This window comes from Bacteroides sp. 14(A) (assembly GCF_000526555.1).
Classification (GTDB): domain Bacteria; phylum Bacteroidota; class Bacteroidia; order Bacteroidales; family Bacteroidaceae; genus Bacteroides; species Bacteroides cellulosilyticus.
Genome location: NZ_JAGH01000002.1, coordinates 450,959 through 471,304 on the forward strand (window position 1 = coordinate 450,959; position 20,346 = coordinate 471,304).

17 protein-coding genes are annotated in these 20,346 nt (G+C 42.6%); all 17 read right to left on the minus strand.

Annotated features, from left to right (window positions below; all coding sequences use genetic code 11):
* Window positions 1-2,136 (minus strand): S46 family peptidase, encoded by a 2,136-nt coding sequence (locus K429_RS0109495; protein ID WP_026366740.1) that lies wholly within the window; start codon window positions 2,134-2,136, stop codon window positions 1-3.
* A 275-nt stretch (window positions 2,137-2,411) separates the two neighbouring features.
* On the minus strand, window positions 2,412-3,782 hold the full coding sequence (locus tag K429_RS0109500; protein ID WP_022209872.1) for a TIGR00341 family protein: 1,371 nt from the start codon (window positions 3,780-3,782) through the stop codon (window positions 2,412-2,414).
* A gap of 53 nt (window positions 3,783-3,835) precedes the next feature.
* On the minus strand, window positions 3,836-5,281 hold the full coding sequence (locus K429_RS0109505; protein WP_022209873.1) for a lipopolysaccharide biosynthesis protein: 1,446 nt from the start codon (window positions 5,279-5,281) through the stop codon (window positions 3,836-3,838).
* A gap of 144 nt (window positions 5,282-5,425) precedes the next feature.
* Complete coding sequence (locus tag K429_RS28585; protein WP_226810676.1) at window positions 5,426-5,722, minus strand: endonuclease domain-containing protein; 297 nt, start codon at window positions 5,720-5,722, stop codon at window positions 5,426-5,428.
* A gap of 129 nt (window positions 5,723-5,851) precedes the next feature.
* Window positions 5,852-6,883, minus strand: coding sequence for a Holliday junction branch migration DNA helicase RuvB (gene ruvB, locus K429_RS0109515; protein ID WP_007211106.1), 1,032 nt, complete (start codon window positions 6,881-6,883; stop codon window positions 5,852-5,854).
* Between the two features lie 123 nt (window positions 6,884-7,006).
* On the minus strand, window positions 7,007-8,638 hold the full coding sequence (locus K429_RS0109520; protein ID WP_026366741.1) for an ATP-binding protein: 1,632 nt from the start codon (window positions 8,636-8,638) through the stop codon (window positions 7,007-7,009).
* Window positions 8,639-9,188: 550 nt separating this feature from the next.
* Entirely contained in the window at window positions 9,189-10,058 is an 870-nt protein-coding gene (locus K429_RS0109525; protein ID WP_022209876.1) for an energy transducer TonB, read from the minus strand.
* A gap of 258 nt (window positions 10,059-10,316) precedes the next feature.
* The gene (locus tag K429_RS0109530; protein ID WP_026366742.1) at window positions 10,317-11,708 is read right to left on the minus strand and encodes a hypothetical protein; all 1,392 of its coding nucleotides are present in this window, start codon (window positions 11,706-11,708) and stop codon (window positions 10,317-10,319) included.
* A gap of 60 nt (window positions 11,709-11,768) precedes the next feature.
* The gene (locus K429_RS31160) at window positions 11,769-11,852 is read right to left on the minus strand and encodes a hypothetical protein (protein WP_253298468.1); all 84 of its coding nucleotides are present in this window, start codon (window positions 11,850-11,852) and stop codon (window positions 11,769-11,771) included.
* A 20-nt stretch (window positions 11,853-11,872) separates the two neighbouring features.
* Window positions 11,873-12,070, minus strand: coding sequence for a TonB family protein (locus K429_RS31165; protein WP_007211113.1), 198 nt, complete (start codon window positions 12,068-12,070; stop codon window positions 11,873-11,875).
* 107 nt (window positions 12,071-12,177) lie between these two features.
* The gene (locus tag K429_RS0109540) at window positions 12,178-12,723 is read right to left on the minus strand and encodes a L,D-transpeptidase (RefSeq protein ID WP_155923394.1); all 546 of its coding nucleotides are present in this window, start codon (window positions 12,721-12,723) and stop codon (window positions 12,178-12,180) included.
* Between the two features lie 37 nt (window positions 12,724-12,760).
* Window positions 12,761-14,212, minus strand: coding sequence for a hypothetical protein (locus K429_RS29400; protein WP_026366744.1), 1,452 nt, complete (start codon window positions 14,210-14,212; stop codon window positions 12,761-12,763).
* A gap of 49 nt (window positions 14,213-14,261) precedes the next feature.
* Window positions 14,262-15,332, minus strand: coding sequence for a carboxypeptidase regulatory-like domain-containing protein (locus tag K429_RS0109550; RefSeq protein WP_026366745.1), 1,071 nt, complete (start codon window positions 15,330-15,332; stop codon window positions 14,262-14,264).
* 24 nt (window positions 15,333-15,356) lie between these two features.
* Window positions 15,357-16,247 carry a DUF5683 domain-containing protein gene (locus K429_RS29405; RefSeq protein ID WP_155923395.1) on the minus strand — a complete coding sequence of 297 codons (891 nt, stop codon included), beginning with the start codon at window positions 16,245-16,247 and terminating at the stop codon, window positions 15,357-15,359.
* Window positions 16,248-16,259: 12 nt separating this feature from the next.
* Window positions 16,260-16,907, minus strand: a complete 648-nt coding sequence (locus K429_RS0109560; protein ID WP_026366747.1) for a response regulator transcription factor — start codon at window positions 16,905-16,907, stop codon at window positions 16,260-16,262.
* Between the two features lie 183 nt (window positions 16,908-17,090).
* Entirely contained in the window at window positions 17,091-19,037 is a 1,947-nt protein-coding gene (locus tag K429_RS0109565; protein WP_231501836.1) for a histidine kinase, read from the minus strand.
* A 587-nt stretch (window positions 19,038-19,624) separates the two neighbouring features.
* Window positions 19,625-20,326 (minus strand): DNA alkylation repair protein, encoded by a 702-nt coding sequence (locus K429_RS0109570; protein WP_026366749.1) that lies wholly within the window; start codon window positions 20,324-20,326, stop codon window positions 19,625-19,627.
* Window positions 20,327-20,346: the final 20 nt, after the last annotated feature.

The following is a 20,346-nucleotide window of genomic DNA, read 5'->3' on the forward strand; positions in this document are numbered from 1 at the left end:
CTAATTGAGAATATTCAATTCCTGGATCAGGTTCCCTGCTTTCCCGTATTTCTCAATCATAAACAGTATATAGCGCACGTCCACCCCGATGGTACGCTGCATCTTCGGTTCATAAAGAATATCACTGCCCATAGCTTCCCAGTTTCCATCGAAAGCCAACCCCAGCAATTCACCTTTCGAATTGAACATCGCACTACCACTATTGCCACCCGTAATGTCATTATTAGAGATGAAGCACACCTTCATTTCGCCCTTTTCATCGGCATATCTTCCGAAATTGCCCGAAGAGAGTAATGAAAGTATCTCCGGCTGTACTGCAAAATCAACATCACCCACATGAGCTTTTACTTTCTCCAGGACACCCCTTGTCGTTGTATAATAATCATATTCCGCTCCGTCAAAGGGAGTATAACCGCATACCGTTCCAAAGCTCAGCCGCATGGTGGAATTGGCATCCGGATAAAAGTTACGAGACGTATACATCCGACGGATAGCCCCATTCAGCAAGCGTTCCCCACGGATGATCTCCGTAGTAGGTGCCTGCATCTGCATATTCATATCGAACAACATCGTCAGCATATCAATGCCCAACGAGATAGCCGGATCATCGAAAATCTGATAGGTAGTATCCCGTTCAAGAAAGCGTTTCAAACCACGGGGAGTAGTCAACTCAGAACTTGCATAAAGACTATCTACGAAAGCTTTCTCATCCCCATTATATTTCTGTGCGATAGTATGGTAGATTTCCGGCAGGAAAGTGGTATCCACTTTTGAGCGATACTCCTTCAACAGTGCCGTAAATACTTCCTTGTCTATATCCAGATCCAAATTAGAGTATTGCTCAACGATATCTTTCAAGGCGGCAATAACTGTTTTCTGCTCCCCTTCAAAATCGAAGTTCAGAATCTTCAGTGCAAGCTGCACTAATTCCGGTCCATATAAGAAGGACTCGATAAAGTAAGCCTGTGCACGATTTACCTCCCGGCGGTTCTTATAATTCAGTTCTAGGTCTGTAAATAGTTGAAGAAGTTTCTCACGTTCGTCCGGGTTTTGCTGTATCCATCGACGAATTTCCTGTTCCATTTCACGTTTCTTCTCCAGGATTCCCAGCTTACGGATAGCACGGTTGACACCGATACTGTTCTTCCAGTAATTGGAGCTTTCATCGTATTTGGAAGCATACTTAATGCGTATGCTGTCTTTACTGTCCATTTCACGTTTCCAGATGGCTTGCTTCACGCCACGGATGTCAATCTGCGCCTGATTGGAGTTATTCATCATTTCCTCGATACCGAATGAAGAAAGGTAACGTTCCGTACTTCCCGGATAGCCTATCGTCATACAGAAAGAGCCTTCCTTATAGCCATCCAGTGAAATCGGCGCTACATATTCAGGGTGATACGGAACATTGTCGGGGGAGTAATCGGCAGGCTGGTTCTTGCGGTCTGCATAAATACGAAACACACAGAAATCTCCTGTATGCCGAGGCCACACCCAATTATCCGTATCCCAACCGAACTTACCAACAGAGGAAGGAGGTGCAAACACCAGCCGCACATCGTTGAAATCGCGGTAAACGGAGAGCCAGAACTCATTGCCTCCATAATAAGCATCTACCACGCCAAGCAAAGTGGAGTCTTTCAGGGATACCTCACCGCCTATTACCATCATCATAGAGTCTACCGCACTGGAACGTTCCATCTCGCTCATCGAAGGTTTAACGGCTCCCAGCACACGCTTGGTTACATCTTCCGTACGAAGCAGAAAACGAACATAAAGCTCCGGATTAGGCAATTCCTCCGCACGGCTACGGGCTACGAAACCATCTTTCAGGTAATCATGCTCCACCGACGAATGTTGCTGCACACTACTGAAACCGCAGTGATGATTGGTAAACACTAACCCGTCTTCCGACACTACCACACCGGAACAAAACCCTCCAAAGCTGACTACCGCATCTTTCAACGACGGTTTCTTCGGATTATATAGTCTATCGGCAGGCATTTGCAGGCCGAGTTCTTTCATAGTCTTACGGGTCTGTTTATTCAGGTTTCCCAGCATCCACATACCTTCGTCCGCCTGTCCCGTCAACGTGAAGAGGCTGCAAGCTACAATTAGGATACACTTTAGCTTCATTCTATACTTGGTTTAAATTACAATTTATATCTTAAGTTAAGAGTATATAAGAAATATCTAACTCACTTCCCCTCCTTCGAGAAGGAAGGATGCCCAAAGGGCGGGATGGTAGGTAAAAAAAATCCTTATTTTATGACTAATAAGTCCTTTATAACTTCAGCTACCACCTCCCCCTACGGGTACTCCTCCTTCTCGAAGGAGGAGAATTTAGTTAGATTTAGCTCATGGCATACTCTCATTTTGAATAATTTAGTATGATATACTTTCCAATTGCGTCATTCTGCAATCAGTCTTAGTTTTTTCGCTCCAGTACGTGCTTTCAGCCATTCGGTAATCTTCTGTTTCTCATGGGCATCAGGATGTTTGCCAAACTTCAGCACAGCAAGCGTAATGGTATCTGTCCGTACCGAATCAACCGTCAGTTCTATGGCATGAGAGATAGAAACAGTTTTCACTGACGGATAGAGAACTTTTAGCTCCGGAACGATCGTTTTGCCCAATTCATCGAAAGATTTGTATCTTGCCAGACTCTGTTCCAGCACTGTAATTTTCTTTGTTTGTTCCACCAGTCGTTCCTCACTGTTTTTATAGAAATCTTCCATCACCATAGCTCGGATAGAAGAAATATCCACAGCTTCATTATTCATTCCCTGAAGAACGATCAGCTTCGTTTCACCTAACTTATAGTCCTTCATCTTGTTGCGGGCAATGGCAATCGAAGCTTCGGGAACTTCTTGTCCGATCAGTACCACGCGTATTTCATTGTCTTTGTTGCCATGATAATGGATTTTTTTATCCAATACCTGTGTATTCTCAAAAGAAAGCTGTTCGGCAACAAACCGATTGGCGGCACTCTCATAGAAAGTACTCTGAATAATGCCTACCGTCAAGTAGACGGCCGGACACATAGTCAGCACGGCAATGAGTATTATGTATTGGCGCACTTTCTTCTCCCGCTTCTTGTCCACAAACTCTTTACGCTGGAAGTGCATCACACGCACACCGGCAAACGTGGCAAGACTGATGAATACCGAATTAATGAAGTAAAGATAGAATGCTCCGAGGAAATAAACCAGATTCCCCGTTGCCAACCCGTAACCTGCCGTACAGAGTGGCGGCATCAAAGCCGTAGCAATGGCAACACCGGGAATCACATTTCCTTTCTCCTTTGTAGACAGGGCAACTACACCGGCAAGACCACCCATCAATGCGATGAATACGTCATAAATCGTAGGTGAAGTACGTGCCAGAAGCTCCGACTGCCCTTCGGCAACAGGGCTTACAAGAAAGAAAATAGTAGCCGTAGTTACACTGAACAGGGTGGTTATCAGAAAACTCTTCAGTGAACGCTTCATCAGTTCGAAGTCATTCAGACCGACAGAAAGTCCCACACCCATGATAGGTCCCATCAATGGGGAAATCAACATCGCACCTATGATTACAGCTGTAGAGTTGACATTCAGTCCCAACGATGCCATAAAGATGGCAAAGATCAAAATCCACAGGTTAGCCCCTTTAAACTCTACTCCCTTGCGGATGGAGTCTACTGTTTCCAGCTCATTGTCCTTGTCCTTCCTCAGATCAAGGTACTCGCTCAGGAACTTTTTAATGGCAAAAACATTCCGGTTTTGTTCAGGTGTTTCCATCATATCATTTACAATTTGACGATTTACAATTTACAATTTACCATGCGGCTCATTTAGTGTTTTAAGAGTTTGTTCAGGATTGGTATTTGGTTCAGCGGTAAATCACGCTTAACGACATACGCAATAAACAGTAACAGCAAAACTGTACGATATGCCATACGCAAATAGATATTGTCTATCGATACATATTCGGCAGCTACATAAAGCACAGCGGCAAGAAGTACATACATGCCTATCGCCTTCAAATCGTACTGTATCGGATATTTCTTCTGACCGACAAAGTAAGAAAGCAGCATAGCAACGCCGTATCCTGTAAACCCAGCCCAGGCACAAGCAATATAACCATACTTCGGAACCAGGAAGATATTCATCAAAATCAGGATGATACAGCCCGTCAATGAGAAATAGGCTCCCCAACGGGTCTCATCAATCAATTTGTACCAAAAGGATAGGTTGAAATAAATCCCCATAAAAATTTCCGCCGCCATGACGATAGGCACCACCCGTAACCCGTCCCAATAATCACGTCCGATGACATGACGCAGGATGTCCAGGTAGAACATCACAGCCAGAAAGGCAAGCAAGGTAAAAATAATGAAGAACTTCATAGCCTGGGCATACATTTCACGGCTGTCTTTCTCCTTACTCTTACCAAATACAAAAGGTTCATAAGCAAAGCGGAATGCCTGGGTAAACATAGCCATAATCATGGCTATCTTACTGGCAGCTCCGTAAATACCGAGTTGTATGGTAGCTTCCGCCTCATCGGGATAAACGAAAGGAAAGATAATCTTATCAGCCACCTGATTCAAGATGCCTGCCACACCCAGAATTACCAACGGCAGAGAGTACCGAAGCATCCGTTTCAATAACTCTTTATCCAACACATAGGTAAATCCCCTCAGTTCCGGTATCATGCACACCATAACAACAGAGGTACATACCAGATTGAAGAGGAAGGCATACCCCACGTCATTCCCTTCCAATATGACATAATAGAAAAGATTGAGTGCAATATTGAGGAAGATAAACAGCAACTTCAGTGCAGCAAACTTGATAGGGCGTTTTTTATAGCGCAAATAAGCGAACGGAATACTTTGAATGGCATCCATTGCTACCACAATCATCATCATACCGATATACCAGGGATGTTCGCCGTATTCCAGCCATCCGGCAATAGGTTCCAGAAACAACAATCCCAAAGCAACGAATACCAATGAACCGATACTCACGCTCAACAAGGTGGTAGAGTACACCCGCATCGGGTCATCCTGCCCTTTATTGGCAAAACGGAAAAACCCCGTCTCCATGCCACACGTCAGCAATACCAGTATCAATGCCACCCAGGCATATATATTCGTAACCACACCATAGCCACCCGACGATGCAGGCAAAGCTATCGTATATACAGGCACTAGCAGATAATTGAGGAAACGCCCTACAATACTACTCACCCCGTAAATAGCCGTTTCTTTTGCTAAACTTTTTAATCCCGCCACTTTATTTAATGATTAACGTTTAATTATTAATGGTTAACAGTACTATCTCCATTCTCCTCCTCCCGGGAGGAGGAGTACCCCAAAGGGGGAAGGTGGTAGGAAGAAAACTTTTCCTCTATCTCCCATATTATCTGTTCCGGATTCTCAAAATACTGTCCTATTTTCAAACCGTAACACCTCAATGTCTTCTACCCTATTCAGAAAATAACTACGTTGCTCATCATAATCCTGTTGTCTATTATGTACCTCACCATCCAATTCTATAGCCAATTTTATCTGCGGACAATAAAAATCAAGAATATATGGCCCGACACTATGTTGACAACGAAATTTTAAACCGGCTATTTGTTTCCCTTTCAACATTTTCCAAAGAGTAGCTTCGGCAGAAGTGCTATGATTGCGTAACTCCTTTCTATTACCGGTTACGTCGGATTTGTTCATGATGGTTTGCATAAGAATCTTTTTTTACCTACCACCTCCCCCTTCGGGTACTCCTCCCAAGAGGAGGAGAACTGGAAATGATTTGTTTGACCATTTCTATATGAAAGTAGTACTGATATTAATTAATAGTTAATCACTAAATAACGTTTTCTGACTATTGTAAAGACTACGTCCTAAATGTTTATAAGCCAGTTCAGTCACTTCACGTCCGCGGGGGGTACGTTTCAAGAAACCCTCTTTGATAAGGAAAGGCTCATACACCTCTTCCAAAGTTCCGGCATCTTCACCCAATGCCGTAGCAATGGTAGTAAGCCCTACCGGACCGCCTTTGAATTTATCAATAATGGTGCAAAGTATCTTATTATCGATTTCATCGAGTCCGTACTTATCAATATTCAATGCTTCAAGAGCGAAGTTGGCAATCTCCGTATCAATGCTACCCGAACCTTTTACCTGTGCAAAATCTCGCACACGACGCAACAATGCATTTGCAATACGCGGCGTTCCACGGCTACGGGAAGCGATCTCAGACGCTGCCCTTGTAGAGCAAGGTACATTCAATATCCCTGCCGAACGACGAATAATACCGCTCAACACATCGTCATCGTAATACTCCAAATGCAGATTAATACCAAAACGTGCACGCAAAGGCGCAGTCAGCAAGCCACTACGGGTAGTAGCTCCCACCATCGTAAACGGATTCAGATCAATCTGAATGCTCCGTGCAGACGGGCCTTTATCTATCATGATATCAATGCGGTAATCCTCCATCGCAGAGTACAGGTACTCTTCCACCACCGGAGAAAGGCGGTGAATTTCATCGATAAACAGCACATCATTCGGTTCCAGACTGGTAAGCACTCCTGCCAAATCACCCGGTTTATCAAGCACCGGACCGGAAGTAACTTTAAAACCAACTCCCAGTTCATTCGCAATAATATTGGAAAGTGTCGTTTTTCCCAATCCCGGAGGTCCATGCAGCAATACATGATCCAACGCCTCGCCACGCAAGCGGGCTGCCTTAACAAAGATACGCAGATTATCCACCACCTTATCCTGTCCGCTGAAATCTTCAAAGGACAACGGACGAAGTGCGTTTTCAAAATCGCGTTCCCGACTAGTCAACTGATTATCGCGTATGTCAAAATCTTCTCGTTCCATTCTATATTTAGTTCTTTTCTTATCTTTTTAGAAAAAGAATAAAAAACAAAATTAAGACTGATAATCAACTACTTAATCCTTTTCTTTTTCTATTTCTTTTTTATTTCTTTTTTTTTTTACCACTTATTTCAGTGCATAACGTCTATCAGTACGAGCCCCTTCTGTTATCAATTCCACATCCACCATCGAATAAATCATTTTCCTCAACTCCTGCAAATCGGTTTCCGGCAACCGACCCGCAATCTCCGAAATCTTACTTTTAGGATGTGCCCTCAAGTCTTCCATAATTAGAGTTCTCAACACATAAGGTTCTACTGTTTTCAGAGTTGTCTTCAAATTTACCTTTGCGTTCTTTATCAACTGGGGATTCACAAAAAACTGGGTACCTTTCTTCACACCATTCCTCCCGATAATATTATCTTTCAACAACTTATCTGTATAACTGCGCAAACGGTCTTCTTCTTGAAGCTGAAGTATGGCAGAAAGCCGCGTACTGAACACCTTCTTCTCACGGGCTATGATACCAAAAGCTGTAAATGCTTTTTGCGTCAACTGATAATTCTGCAAAACAAAGTCCAGCAAAGGAAGCAGTTCTGTATCTATAATCTCTGCATTTTGAATCACTGTAACTTCATTGTACGAAGATTCTATCATAGGCGGATTCTTTGCTTCCATAGCATTCAGTTCATAAATCAAATCATAACCGGAGCCTTCACCTTCCATCATTTCCAAAGCGCTCAGTAGCTCTATCATATTAGGATTACGCCGATGCTTGGCATGCAAAATATTATCTTTTGTTATGCCCAATGGCAACCCCCCCGGATTAGAGATTTCTAATCTGTCAGAAAAAACTTTAATCATTATATCACTGGAAATGGTATAGGATTTATGAGCTAAAGCATTGACCAACAACTCTCGTACCAACTTAGGATGATAATGCCGTATTTGTTTACGAAACAAACCATTCGGAAACTCATACGAATAAGTCAACTCAACAGCCTTCTGTTCTATATCAAGAAGCAGCTCTTTAGGATTCAGCCGATTATCATGCCATTCTTCTTTTCGTACTTTCCGCTCAAGCACATCATAAACAATATACTGAACCGTAGCAGGATAACAGATAGAGCTTCTCTGCTTTGCTGTACCTAACCAAAGAACACCTAAATTCGTCAAATAACCTTCATCAACCAGATGATAGTTCTCTGCCAACTCTGCATCATCCATCTGCTTGACGTGCTGACGCACACGGGATGATTTACGAATATCATTCGCCAACTGCCGCAAAGCATCCAAAGCAACCCCATCAAGCAGGTATTTGGTCCTCACCAATTCCCACTGATAAGCACCCTTCTCTTCGCCCAAACGCTGCAAGTCCTCGCTACGCACCGGTTCACATTTATCGGCCACCCGAATGTAAATACGTCCGTCCGAGGTAGTAGCTACAGAATGCATAGAAGGAGAAACAGAAACAATAAAGTATTGGCTGCCGGTATCATCAGTACATATTTCAGAAGCTACAAGGCCGACGTTGAAACAGAGGCTACGCAATTTAGTCACTGCCTCATTCACTTCATCGGGCGTGACATGCTGTTCCGGCAAAGGGGCTTTCTTCTTGTCATCGTAACCTATAAAGATTCTTCCGCCTTGTGCATTTGCCAAAGCAACACAGGTCACGGACAAGTCTTTGAATCCTTTATCTCCTGTTCTAATTTTCAGAAGACTCTTATATTCGGTTGTCTGCTTCTCGCAATCCATGTCTCCATATTTTGGTTCTATTGAGCAAAGATAGTACAAACTGATGAACCCTATCTATTTTTCACTTAATTTTCTTTCCTCGCTTCATCATTCCGTCCTTCTCCGCTTACTCATGCAGAAAAGAAACTCTGCCTCTGCGGCTCACATGCAATCACACATCATAAAAAAAGACTGCACAAGGAATATTTCCCCATGTAGTCTTTATCCCCAATGAGGCTTAGTTTTTTTACTTGAAATTTTTGTAGTTCTTGATGTACAGTGACTTCATACCACAACTTTTTGTTTTCTGCAAAATAACTAATTTATTTTGAGATAATCCCTATAAGTTAACTCTTTTCACAAACAGCCTTACCGTATATCAATACAAAAGCACCGCATGAGAAAATTCCTTCGCATGCGGTGCTATAGATCGGACGTGCAGCATCTATAGATCGGACGTGTTGCATCTATAGATCGGACATGTTAGATATATAGATCGGTGGCGTTGGATATATAGATCCGACGCCACCGACATACAGATGTTGATAAATAGAGCGAGAGACTCCCTCTATTACCTTACTCCTACAAATTGAGCTGAAGCATTAAATGAAGGAAATATCGACATAGAAATCTGTACCACGGCATCACACGGCTTACCACCTTTTGTTGCCGGAGTCCATCCACTCAACATATTCACCAAACGCAGCACTTCTTTATCAACACGCTCATTACAACGTCTTTTATAATCCGCACCGACTACCTCACCATTGCGCGTCACAATAAACTGAACTGTAGTTGTACCATATCCTGCCGTTTCTATTGCAATCTGAGGCTTACGCATGTTTTTGCGTAAAAAGGAGTACAGCGCTTGAGTACCTCCCGGATATTTAGGAGCCGTTACCACACGTGCAGCACGCTCAGCTTCAATGGCAGCCACCGTCGCAATCGAATCCGCTATGCGTACTGAGTCATGATACGCAGCATCAACGTCACTTGTGCGTGAACCTATTTTCGCCCCGGCTTCTGTGTCTTCTTCAGGTATACGCAACCTCTCATCATAAATACAGAATCCTTTGAATCCCACAGGCGTGTATCCCGGAAAAGCGGAAACAATCTCAAACCGGAACTCATGCCCTGCTTTCACTTTAGGAAAATAGTAGGCACCGGCAATCGAGGGTTTATTATCCGCATCGATATAATATATATTTATAGTTCTGCTTGATGTAAAATCATGATTGGCTCTTCCCATAACGAGAAATTTATATCCCCCATTTTCGGAACCGACACAAACGATGGCATCTACTCCCCAATAGTACTTCACTTCATCCGAAACAATAAATGGAACAGACAACGGATAACTCTTGGGAGGCCATGAGAATTTTTGAGCTGCAACCGTCATTGTCAGCAGGCTCAACAGAAATAGAAAAAGTATTTTCTTCATCTCTTCTAAACTTTTAATCGTTCAACATTATTCCATATCATCTTGATCAGTATACCCTTCCGCATCCGTCCCGAGTCGTCATACTCCAAAGCAAATTTCTCTCCATAACGATGTTGCGCATCAAACCAATGGCCGGTATAAGTAAGATTACCCGCCTCATTAAACTTATGATAGCATTAATAGCATATTCCCCCCAAATATGCCATGAAGACTTCTTCTTTTCCATATCTTTGATTTTAATTAATATTATAACAATAATTAATCTATGCGCCTATAGTTCCCGTCATCTCCTCGTTCATATTTTACACCGTTCTCCCCTCTAAGGAGCGATCCATTACCCAATGCGCTGATATCTTTAGCTTTTACATCATCGCCCAAAGTGCCGGCACCTTTCAGAATCGCATCATAATCTTCTTCATTAGTATCGGTATTCATGTCGGTATTAGCATTTGTGTCGGCATTTGGGTTAATATTAGGTGTATAAGTGGCGACTGAATTAAAACTCGCTTTCAAAAAAGACAACCCAAACACAACAACCAAACAGACAATCACTACAACAATCATCACTGCCATTGATGAAATCAGCAGCACCACCCCCGCCGCAAAGAATACAGGATACATCAGCAAGACCGCAATACGGTAAATGCCCTTCAGCGAAACTGCTAGTATAATCATCTGTATTATAAACAGGACTCCAACAGCCACCAACAACAATGCCATTATGAATTCAAACAACCCCGTCTGATACGTCAATGATGACCAGAAGTGATCCATAAGAATATCGAATAATAAATTCCCCGTAAAAATTTGGATGACGAGAAGCACAACAGCGACCACAGCCGAAAGAACAGTAGGAAGTTTGCTGAAACGTCCGAATTCTTCGTACAGATATAACATAATGCTGAACAGGCCAAACAGAAAACTTGCTGTAATCAAAACAACGGAACCATAAAGTTTCAGAACATCCATAGCTCCCTTTCCACCAATATCAAAATTGCCGCCATTATAGAATACATCGTAGACTAAAGACAATATCAAAACGCTCATTACCAACAATCCCGAAGCAGGCAACCAGAAACGGATTACACCCTCGATATCCAATACATTCAGAGAAATCAGCGAAACGACAAGCAGTACAGCCAAAATGAGAATCCACGGACCTACCCCAGAAAGCAAAGACGAAGATTCACCAGAAACGGCCGTACCATCATCCTTCAATTTAAATTTCCAGTCAGAATTATAAGTTATTTCCTTCGTCTTCGGGTTGTAAGTGAGCGTATCCACATTCTGCTCAAGCCAACTATCCACCGATACTACCCTATACTGATTCTTGCCTATATAAGAAACCGAATCTATTTCATAATGATACACACGATTCATTGTCGAGAAGTCCATCCAGCCATAACTGTTCCTTCCATCCGGCAGATTATCAGCGGAGAAAGTGCGCTCCGAGAAATCCAGTTCCATGCAATAAGTCACATTATCCGCCCCATATTCTTGACCTATCAGACTCGGATCCTGACCTACAAACATTTCCCAAGATCCCTTTAACGAAGGAGTCTTTGAGGTACATCCTGAAAGCCCCAGCAATAGGATTCCCAAAATCCCTAACAGAAGCGTCTTCCTATTTAAATATTGGTTCTGATTCATTGTTTCAACTATTTTAAGGATTAATACACTAAACCATTTCATTATTTTCATCAGCTCACATCATTGCAGCTTGAAATTAACTGGCACCACATAACTTACACTAACAGGCTTGCCTTTATGCATACCAGGTTTCCAGCGAGGCATTGCCTTGATAACACGAACCGCTATCCCCAAAAAGGATCAACGCTTTTTAGTACATTCACATTGGATATAGTGCCATCTCTACCAACTATGAATCGTACTCCCACTCTTCCTTGCGTTCCATTTTCCTGGCAAGCTTTCGGATATTCCAGATTCTGAGAGATAAACTTTATCATTGCCGTCACTCCTCCCGGATATTCCGGCGAAACTAGAGAATCCACTAAGCTTCCAACTTGTCCGGATTTTCCAGATTGTGAGCAAGCATATAGTAAAGAAAAAGAGCAAGACAATAATAACAATTTTATAAACTTCATATTATATCTTTAAATTATAAATGATTAGCTGCCTCATCCTCTATACCTGGAGTAACTACCACGGTAAGAGGAGGATAAATCAGACTAACCAATTTCTTTAAATCCTCATTATACATCCGGATACAGCCTTCTGACGCCCTCGTACCTATACTTTCGGGAAGGTGGGTCCCATGAATACCGATCCCCTTGTGCCCCGGTACAAGCAAACGTATGAAGAAGTCTCCATAGGCACCATCTATTTCTCCCTTTCCATCACCAAAATCATGTTTCCAGTCCGTAGCCCGTTGTATATCGGACACCTGGAAAACTCCTTCAGGAGTTCGCATATCACCTTGTTTCCGTTTATCACCTACATTCTTACCAGTTGCCACGGGAGCGCAAAAGATTTCCTGACCTTTATAGTCAATCAAGCGAAGCTTCATCTCCTGCTTAGAAATAAGGATGATACAAGCATTCTGAACTTTACTCAGTTCCTGCCGATGATGATATTCCAGATAAAACACTCCACCCACTACCAAAACCGCAACCAAAAGCAAAATAAGAATATAACTGCGTCTCATATTTCTACAAATAGATTTCCACATCCAAAGAATGTCACTAATAAAGAGGTATTTCTACAGTCTCATAATTATCAAACGAAATTTTGATCTTCCCATAAGATACAGTAGCATTTTTTATGTAGCCTTCGGAAGGAGCTGCTGACTTGAAACGGAATACAGGAGTTTCTGTCTCATTATCAAATGAGTAACATACCACCACACGCTCACCCGACGCATTGTTCTTTGTAACGAAAACAAAATCAGTAAACTTACTGCTTTTATCGTAAAGTCGAGGATAGAACACTGTATTGGGCTTCTGCCCTTTGTTTTTTGTATAAATCTGCCAACCTGTGGAACCGCTCGCCAACTGATTATCCTTATAAAAATCAAGGATGGCCAACCGGCATTTGGACGAACTAATACACATCCTGGAATCTGTATCACCCCATACACCATTCAGCAAGTTAAAATCAGCCTGCGTAAGCAAATATGGAGAAGCCATATATCCCTCTATTCCATTCACTTTTACAGATGCCCACTCGGCATTCTTATTATAAGTAATCAATTCCGATCCATAGGGTATTTTTTCTAAGATATTATACTCTACGCCTGCCATTTGTGAAGAACGCAAAAATACATTATCAGCCAATACATAGGTACGCAAAGCGTCACGATCCTTAGCATACGGCACATACCATAAAAAGTAGCCCATAATACCGCCTGCAAGCAGCAATACTCCTAAAACAATTCCCACTAACAACCCCGTATTTGTTTTCTTCGGCATAACTGCTGCCGAAGCCCCTTGCGGTATATAAGAAACAGGAGATTGTGGAACACCCGCAGAAGAAAGGTTTCCACTTTCCAAGATGGTTTGCTGCGGTATATCAGGAGTGGTAGTTGGCGCTATTTGAGGCACTACAGAATCTGATACACCTACCGGCGTCACATCTTCTGCTATATCTTGCCCAGAAGACAAGTAGTCATAAGCCAATTGAGCATTCTTTACCTTCCCAAAACTACTAATAAAGATGAATAAATTCTTAATAGCAGCAAATGCCGCTGTGATAGGAGCCAATATAATGATAGCTGCTATCCGTACCAACAAATCGATAAATGTATTGGAAACGCTATCCATCATATCCGTAGTCAGAGCATCACGCACCCCTTTCCTCACTTGTTCACGTTTACTATCACGAGTTGATCTGAAAGCAGCCGGAATACCAGCAATACCAGCATATATCCAAGCATTCATAATATCTCCGGTAGAAGAATATATCGATATGCCCAACAACAAAAATGATGAACCAAAAATAAACTTCACCAAAGACCATATTTTCTTTGATTTTGCATCTGCAAGATCAGCAGAAGCCTGCTTTAGATTGCAATCATGACACAAAGGGTGATTATCTATTGTATAAGCAGAGTTATCTACACAATCCCGGCACAACCCCATTCCGCATTCATGGCAAGTTGCAACCGCAGGTTTATCCAGATGTATATAGCAATTCATAGTAATTCTAATTAATAAGATTAATATTAAAGTTCTTCCATTCCTGATCTTACCATTTCACTTCGGTAAACGTAATCTTCTTCACCTGCGGATTCCAGGGCTGCGAACTGGAGATAACCCAGTCGAGTCGTTGCAAGGACGAAGCCTCGTTCTTAATGCCGGGAACTATAACACGGCACTTCGTACTTACCCCTTTCATAAAGCGCACAGCATTTCCATTCGTCACAAACGAATCGGAGTTACCTACATAGAATTTTGTATTATATCCGGGGTAACTATTTCCCTTGTCATCCACCCCGTCCGATTGATCTCTGTTGAACCAAACCTGCCAGTCTTCTCGGTTATTGGTCAGCAGAAACTGAAATTCCACTGCATCGGCATTCTTCACGCACGACAAAAACTCTATCTTCACCTCCGAATCGCAAGAAACAATTTCTCCGCACGAGCCTTTGCCTACGGATGGTTCATCTCCACCACCACCTTCACTCTCACCAAATTTCACGCTGATTGCCACAGGCATGGATTCTCCGTCAGCCTCAACAAGCAGATTTGCAGTCACATCCTGAGTTATCTTTTCACGGTCTATATTAACTACCACCGTACTGCTCTTTCCTTGACTTGTAGTTCCGCTTACGGGAGCAATCTTTATCCAGGACTCTGAAAATGCAACACTCCATGATACAGAGCCGGAAGTACCGATATTCATTATATCAAAAGTTTTAGAGGTCTCTCCTTTGGCAAATATCAACGAATTTGTACTCAACTTGATACGCGACTCACCCCGTTCCAGCACCATATCGCCGGAAGTCTGCTCTCCTGCAACAACGGAAATGCGTTTCGTATTCGTTTTATATCCATTCTTTGATATCTGAATGGTGTACTGTCCCGGTTCCATGTCGAGGAACTCAAAACGCCCGTCGCTACCCGTATTGGCCGTCTTACCTCCCGGATTCAAAACGATATAGACGCCCGAAACCGGTTCACCGTTATCGGCATCATTCACAATCCCATAAATGGTGCCAGTTGTGTCTACTTCATCTTTAGTACATCCTGCCACAATAAATACCGCCCACACACAACATACTAAGAGAAGCGTCAAACCTACCTTACTTGTTTTCATGATTATTTTTTAATAATAAAATCTCTAAAAATTCAAAGCAAAACTTACCCCATTACATTCGCCCACCGAGGGATACATGGCAAACTGCACAGGTCTATGCACCACCGCCCTTTTACGCCCATTCATCACAATTGCATCAATCAGATTGTAAACATAAAGAGCTGCTGCCGCACCAATACAGACATTGCGTACATTTTCCCAATTATCAGCTTTTGTGTTATATGTCTGCTGATGTTTAGGTTGTTCGTGTATCTTCTTGACGTAAGAGCTTCGCAAACTTTCGGAAACGATAATGCCACCTGCAAGCAACACCTCACCACCCAAGATACACACTCCCTTCACTGTGCTGCCTTTGTACATCTGCCCCCATCCCGGAACGATCAACGAACGTACCATTCCCCGCACACCATATTTGCGGGTAAAGGATAAACGGTCAAACCTAGGAACCGGAACATCGGCCACCCCAAACAGCACATAACAATGATAGCGCCCGCCACCCGGATAATATACATACTCCCAGTATTCATCATACTTGGTAGTAGTTACACTTATCTCTTCATTCTCTATTTTGTAATGGAAATTATAGACTGATGATTCTGTATAGGCTCCATTCTTTTGCTCCATACGAATATCAGTTTCAGCCTCCCCGCTAATCTTCCAGGCCTGCCCGATATAGCGGGAAAGGGCAAGCAGGCAATCATGCCGCGCTTTCTCCAACGACTCGTTCTCTGCTTCGACCAGTTGATAATGAAAAGTCTCATTGGTGGTTTCCGGAGTCTTACTTACCAGCCATACCGGACGCATATTCTCTGATTTCCGAAGTATTTTCTGTGCCGAGGCATCAACGAAACCAAACAAAAAACAAGACGAGGCAATGGCAACCATCCTCCCGATTTTCAAAACAGTCTTTTTCATCTCTATTTATTTTCAGATCTCCAACACTCCACTCTTAATAGCCTTTATCAACATATCAGATGCATTCTTGGCTTCCAGCTTAAGCATGATCTGCTTACGGTGGAACTCCACTGTATTAACTGATATATATAATTTCGTTGCTATCTCATTACTCTTCAAGCCTTCGGATATGCATTTCAGCACTTCTTGTTCGCGCTTGCTGAGTACTTGCGGCATCTCAGGAGGAAGCTTCCGAAGGCATTTCCGGAAATGGGGACAGAAATATTTACGTCCTGACAGAACAGAATAAATCGCCTCTTGCAGATTCTCCGGATCGGACTGTTTAAGAATCACTGCATCTACATCCGCCTTTACCATCCGACGGACAATCCACACTTCACTATGCATGGTTTCAATAATAATACGCATATCCGGATAGAGCAAACGTATCTGTTCTATCAACTCAAAACCCGACATGTCCGGCAATTCTATGTCGACCATGCAAATACTGATATCGTGGGATTTAAGAAGTTCCAAAGCTTTCGCAGCACTGTCAGCCGCATAGATTTCACCTATTTCCGGACAGACTTCAAGAATGTTACGGATGCCCGCCAATACAATAGGGTGATCATCTATAAGAAGAAGATGGTATTTCGATGTATACGATGGAAGTTGCACCATATTTCTTTTATTTATATGCTTGTGGTCAGATATTAGTCCTCCCTGTTATCATGTTTACTATTTTGTGCAAAGGAAAGGTATTTTTAATTTAAATCTACTATCATTTTCCGTAGTTTTTCAATAGACAGTTGGTAAATATTATGGTATACTTTCCGTACATGAAAACTAGTACAGAATAAATCTTTATTTAAAAGGAGCCGTAACTGTAACGCATACACCGGTCTCATCAGCAGCCACATGTAGTGTACCGTTCATACATCTGACCCTATCTTCCATCGTGCGCATCCCGATGCCTTTGGAAGAAGAGCGCTTCATAACTCCATTGCTGAATATCTCCAACCGCACATGCGCACCATCCATTAACAGTGAAATGGAAATCTGTGTGCCGGAAGAATATTTGAGAATATTATTCATACTTTCCTGTACAATACGATACAATTCATATGCCACATTGTAGGACACCAGACTCCAATCGGACGTAGTAGAAGCATCGAATGAAAGATGCATGGATGAAGGAACATTCAGATGATCGATATAATCTGTTATAATTTCATCAATAGTGGCATCAGAAAATACGGGAGGCATTAGTTCGTGCGAAATACTACGGATATTCGCACGACTCCGCCCTAGTTTGTCCAGCAACTCACATTTGTCCTCTTCTCTATTAAAGCCCGATTTAAGTTCCATTTCCAGCCCCAGAAGTTCATTGCACACCCCATCGTGCAGTTCGCGTGCCAAACGGGCACGTTCGCTCTCCATTCCGTCAATATATTTACGGCTGAGTTGTAACTTGCGTTTATACAAGAGAATGATCAAGAGGATAAGCATAAAGCTGATAAAAGCTATAAACCAAATTGTGAGCCGAAGACTGCGAAGTTCTTCCTGCTGTTGTAATTCTTTCAGACGCTTAATTTCAAGTTCTTTCTTCTGAGTATCATAGCGCACTTGCAGCTCACTCATTTGCTTCTCCACCTCCTGTGCAGCCAGGGAATCACGCAATTCGAGAGCCTGCTCCATATATCTGTAAGCCTCATCAGGCTGTTGCAGGTTATGATAGCATTCGGCCATACGGCTGTACCACACATAGGGAGCGGTAGGTGAATTTGTGCTTATCAATCCCGTCAACTTTCGATAGAAATCCAAACTTTCCCGATATTTCTTTTCCTTTAGTAAGAGTTGGGCTTTTGTCTCATAAATACCGATAGCTTCATGGCTCGTTTCTGGTAATTCATCCAGAAAGCGGTCACATACATTCAGATAGTAACGCACCGAATCATCTTGTGCTGTAGCCTGAAAAGCGGGTAACAGCGCTGACAATACTTTTAACCGGAAACGTGGTGATTGTTGCTGGGAAGCTATTCCATAAGCCTTATGCAGATAATTGATCGCTTGATCGTATTCCCCTGTCTTTACTAACAGAGAACCGCAGATGTAGTAAGCCTGCAACCAGTCCAAAGCATCTTCCTCTTTCAGGGCATACGTAATGGCTTCTTGTGCATGTTCCTTCGCGTTTTCTAACTGTTTGAAAGAGATATACATCACGGCAATATTGGCATGCAGATTGGATACAGCACTATAATCCTTGCTTTTCATGGCTGCCTCAAGTCCCTTGCCGTAATAGTAAAGAGCAGAGTCCGGGAGGTTTATTCTGCGATAGGCGACACCCAGCGAACTGCAATTGGTCAGATAGGCTTCACTATCACCGGATTTAGAGGTGGCATCCAAAGCTGTCAGATATTGTGATGTTGCTTCCCGGATATCCCCCTCAATCATATAACAGCTTGCCAAATCAGTAAGTAACCTTCCACGGATACTGTCAAGCACTGTATTCTCTTCACAATATTTCAGTCCTTCCAGTAAATAAGGCCTTGCCGAATCGGTCTGAGCTATTCCATTGTAGGATTGCCCCAACGACAAACAGGTGATAGCTACCTTTTCGTTTTCTCCACTCTCACGATATAGTTCTAAAGCTTTTGTCAGTTTATAGGTACAACTATCTATTTCTTCATTTTCATAATGTGCACAAGCTTCCTCGTAAAGACTATCGGCTTCACTGTTCATTTGCAGATCCAAGGTGGCAGGTCTCGTACACCCTGCCAGAACAAACATCAATAAAAGTAGTAATTTCATCTTCATCACAATTTACCATACACTATAAACTCCCATTCAACATGATGATGCTATATGGAATTTCATCTTCCAGTCAGCTGAAATTGTGACAAAGTTAAGAGTCTTCATTTAAAATGAAAATTATCCGGTATATTTTTATCCGGCATTTTTACCACATATCATTTATTTTCAATCTTACTAATCACTATTTTAGATCTATTCTTTACCTGTTGGCAGAATTGATTTATTTCGATACAGTAATGAAGTTTCACCACAGAGTAACACAGAGTTTCACGGAGTCCTATTTTCTGATTTCAAATCAATTAAACTCTGTGAGACTCTGTGTTACTCTGTGGTGAACTAATTCATATCCCAGCGGAGAGGAGCGAACAGATGTTTCATATACGTCGTAACTTACTGTATAACAACACACTTGATGTTCCACCATGATCAGTCGCAGTGGAACACCAGTTCAGTCCTAGTGGGAAGTACCCTCAGTCCTAGTGGGAAGTACCCTCAGTCGTAATGGGAAGGCGACACACTGATTACTTATCCGGACTTTTGCGGCGCAAATGACGAAAGTGTGGCCAACATTGTATGTCTGCCGCTTACCGCTTCATAAATTCTTTCCGTTTTTCTTCCGGAAATTTCTCTATCGCATAGCGCAACATTGTGCGAGGCATCACTTTACAATGCTTTTCAAGGAACTGCACCAGTAGGTCTCTATTCCGTTTTCCCATTTCCCGCAACATCCATCCCACGGCCTTCTGCATCAGGTCGTAACGCGTACAAAGGAAATGCTCGGAAAGAGCTAAAATATCGATGAAATCATCGTTTTTAATCAACGCATAAGTGGAAACCACCGCTATGCGCTGATCCCAAAGCAGTTCATTTCCGGCCAAGCGATAGAGAACATCACGAGGCTTATCCTTGAGATATTCGCCCACAATACCCGGAGCAGATAAGTCTACCAGATCCCAGTTGTTGATACGGGCAGTCTGCGACAAATAGAAGTCGAATATCTCTTTTTTGCCCTTTTCATCGCACTTTTTAAAGCGTTCCACCAGCATCAGCAAAGCACACAGGCGACATTCATGCCATTCGCTTTGAAGCAACTCCGCCATTACCTCAAATGGCACATCCTTATGCCGCTTCGCCACCATACGGGTGTTGGGAACGACAATACCGAGAAACTTGTCACCTTCTCCGTATTGCCCTTTCCCAGTTTTAAAGAAATTGGGAAGATACTCCCGTTTCACCGGGTCAATGTACTGTTCCAGCTCCTGCTGTATTTCCTTTGTTTTCTGCATAATATGAACTTAATAATATA

Coding starts and splice junctions, on each gene's coding strand:
- K429_RS0109495 (WP_026366740.1), bottom strand. CDS start 2,136: ATGAAGCTAAAGTGTATCCTAATTGTAGCTTGCAGCCTCTTCACGTTG.
- K429_RS0109500 (WP_022209872.1), bottom strand. CDS start 3,782: ATGGAAACACCTGAACAAAACCGGAATGTTTTTGCCATTAAAAAGTTC.
- K429_RS28585 (WP_226810676.1), bottom strand. CDS start 5,722: ATGAACAAATCCGACGTAACCGGTAATAGAAAGGAGTTACGCAATCAT.
- ruvB (WP_007211106.1), bottom strand. CDS start 6,883: ATGGAACGAGAAGATTTTGACATACGCGATAATCAGTTGACTAGTCGG.
- K429_RS0109520 (WP_026366741.1), bottom strand. CDS start 8,638: ATGGATTGCGAGAAGCAGACAACCGAATATAAGAGTCTTCTGAAAATT.
- K429_RS0109525 (WP_022209876.1), bottom strand. CDS start 10,058: ATGAAGAAAATACTTTTTCTATTTCTGTTGAGCCTGCTGACAATGACG.
- K429_RS0109530 (WP_026366742.1), bottom strand. CDS start 11,708: ATGAATCAGAACCAATATTTAAATAGGAAGACGCTTCTGTTAGGGATT.
- K429_RS31160 (WP_253298468.1), bottom strand. CDS start 11,852: ATGCCTCGCTGGAAACCTGGTATGCATAAAGGCAAGCCTGTTAGTGTA.
- K429_RS0109540 (WP_155923394.1), bottom strand. CDS start 12,723: ATGAGACGCAGTTATATTCTTATTTTGCTTTTGGTTGCGGTTTTGGTA.
- K429_RS29400 (WP_026366744.1), bottom strand. CDS start 14,212: ATGAATTGCTATATACATCTGGATAAACCTGCGGTTGCAACTTGCCAT.
- K429_RS0109550 (WP_026366745.1), bottom strand. CDS start 15,332: ATGAAAACAAGTAAGGTAGGTTTGACGCTTCTCTTAGTATGTTGTGTG.
- K429_RS29405 (WP_155923395.1), bottom strand. CDS start 16,247: ATGAAAAAGACTGTTTTGAAAATCGGGAGGATGGTTGCCATTGCCTCG.
- K429_RS0109560 (WP_026366747.1), bottom strand. CDS start 16,907: ATGGTGCAACTTCCATCGTATACATCGAAATACCATCTTCTTCTTATA.
- K429_RS0109565 (WP_231501836.1), bottom strand. CDS start 19,037: ATGAAATTACTACTTTTATTGATGTTTGTTCTGGCAGGGTGTACGAGA.
- K429_RS0109570 (WP_026366749.1), bottom strand. CDS start 20,326: ATGCAGAAAACAAAGGAAATACAGCAGGAGCTGGAACAGTACATTGAC.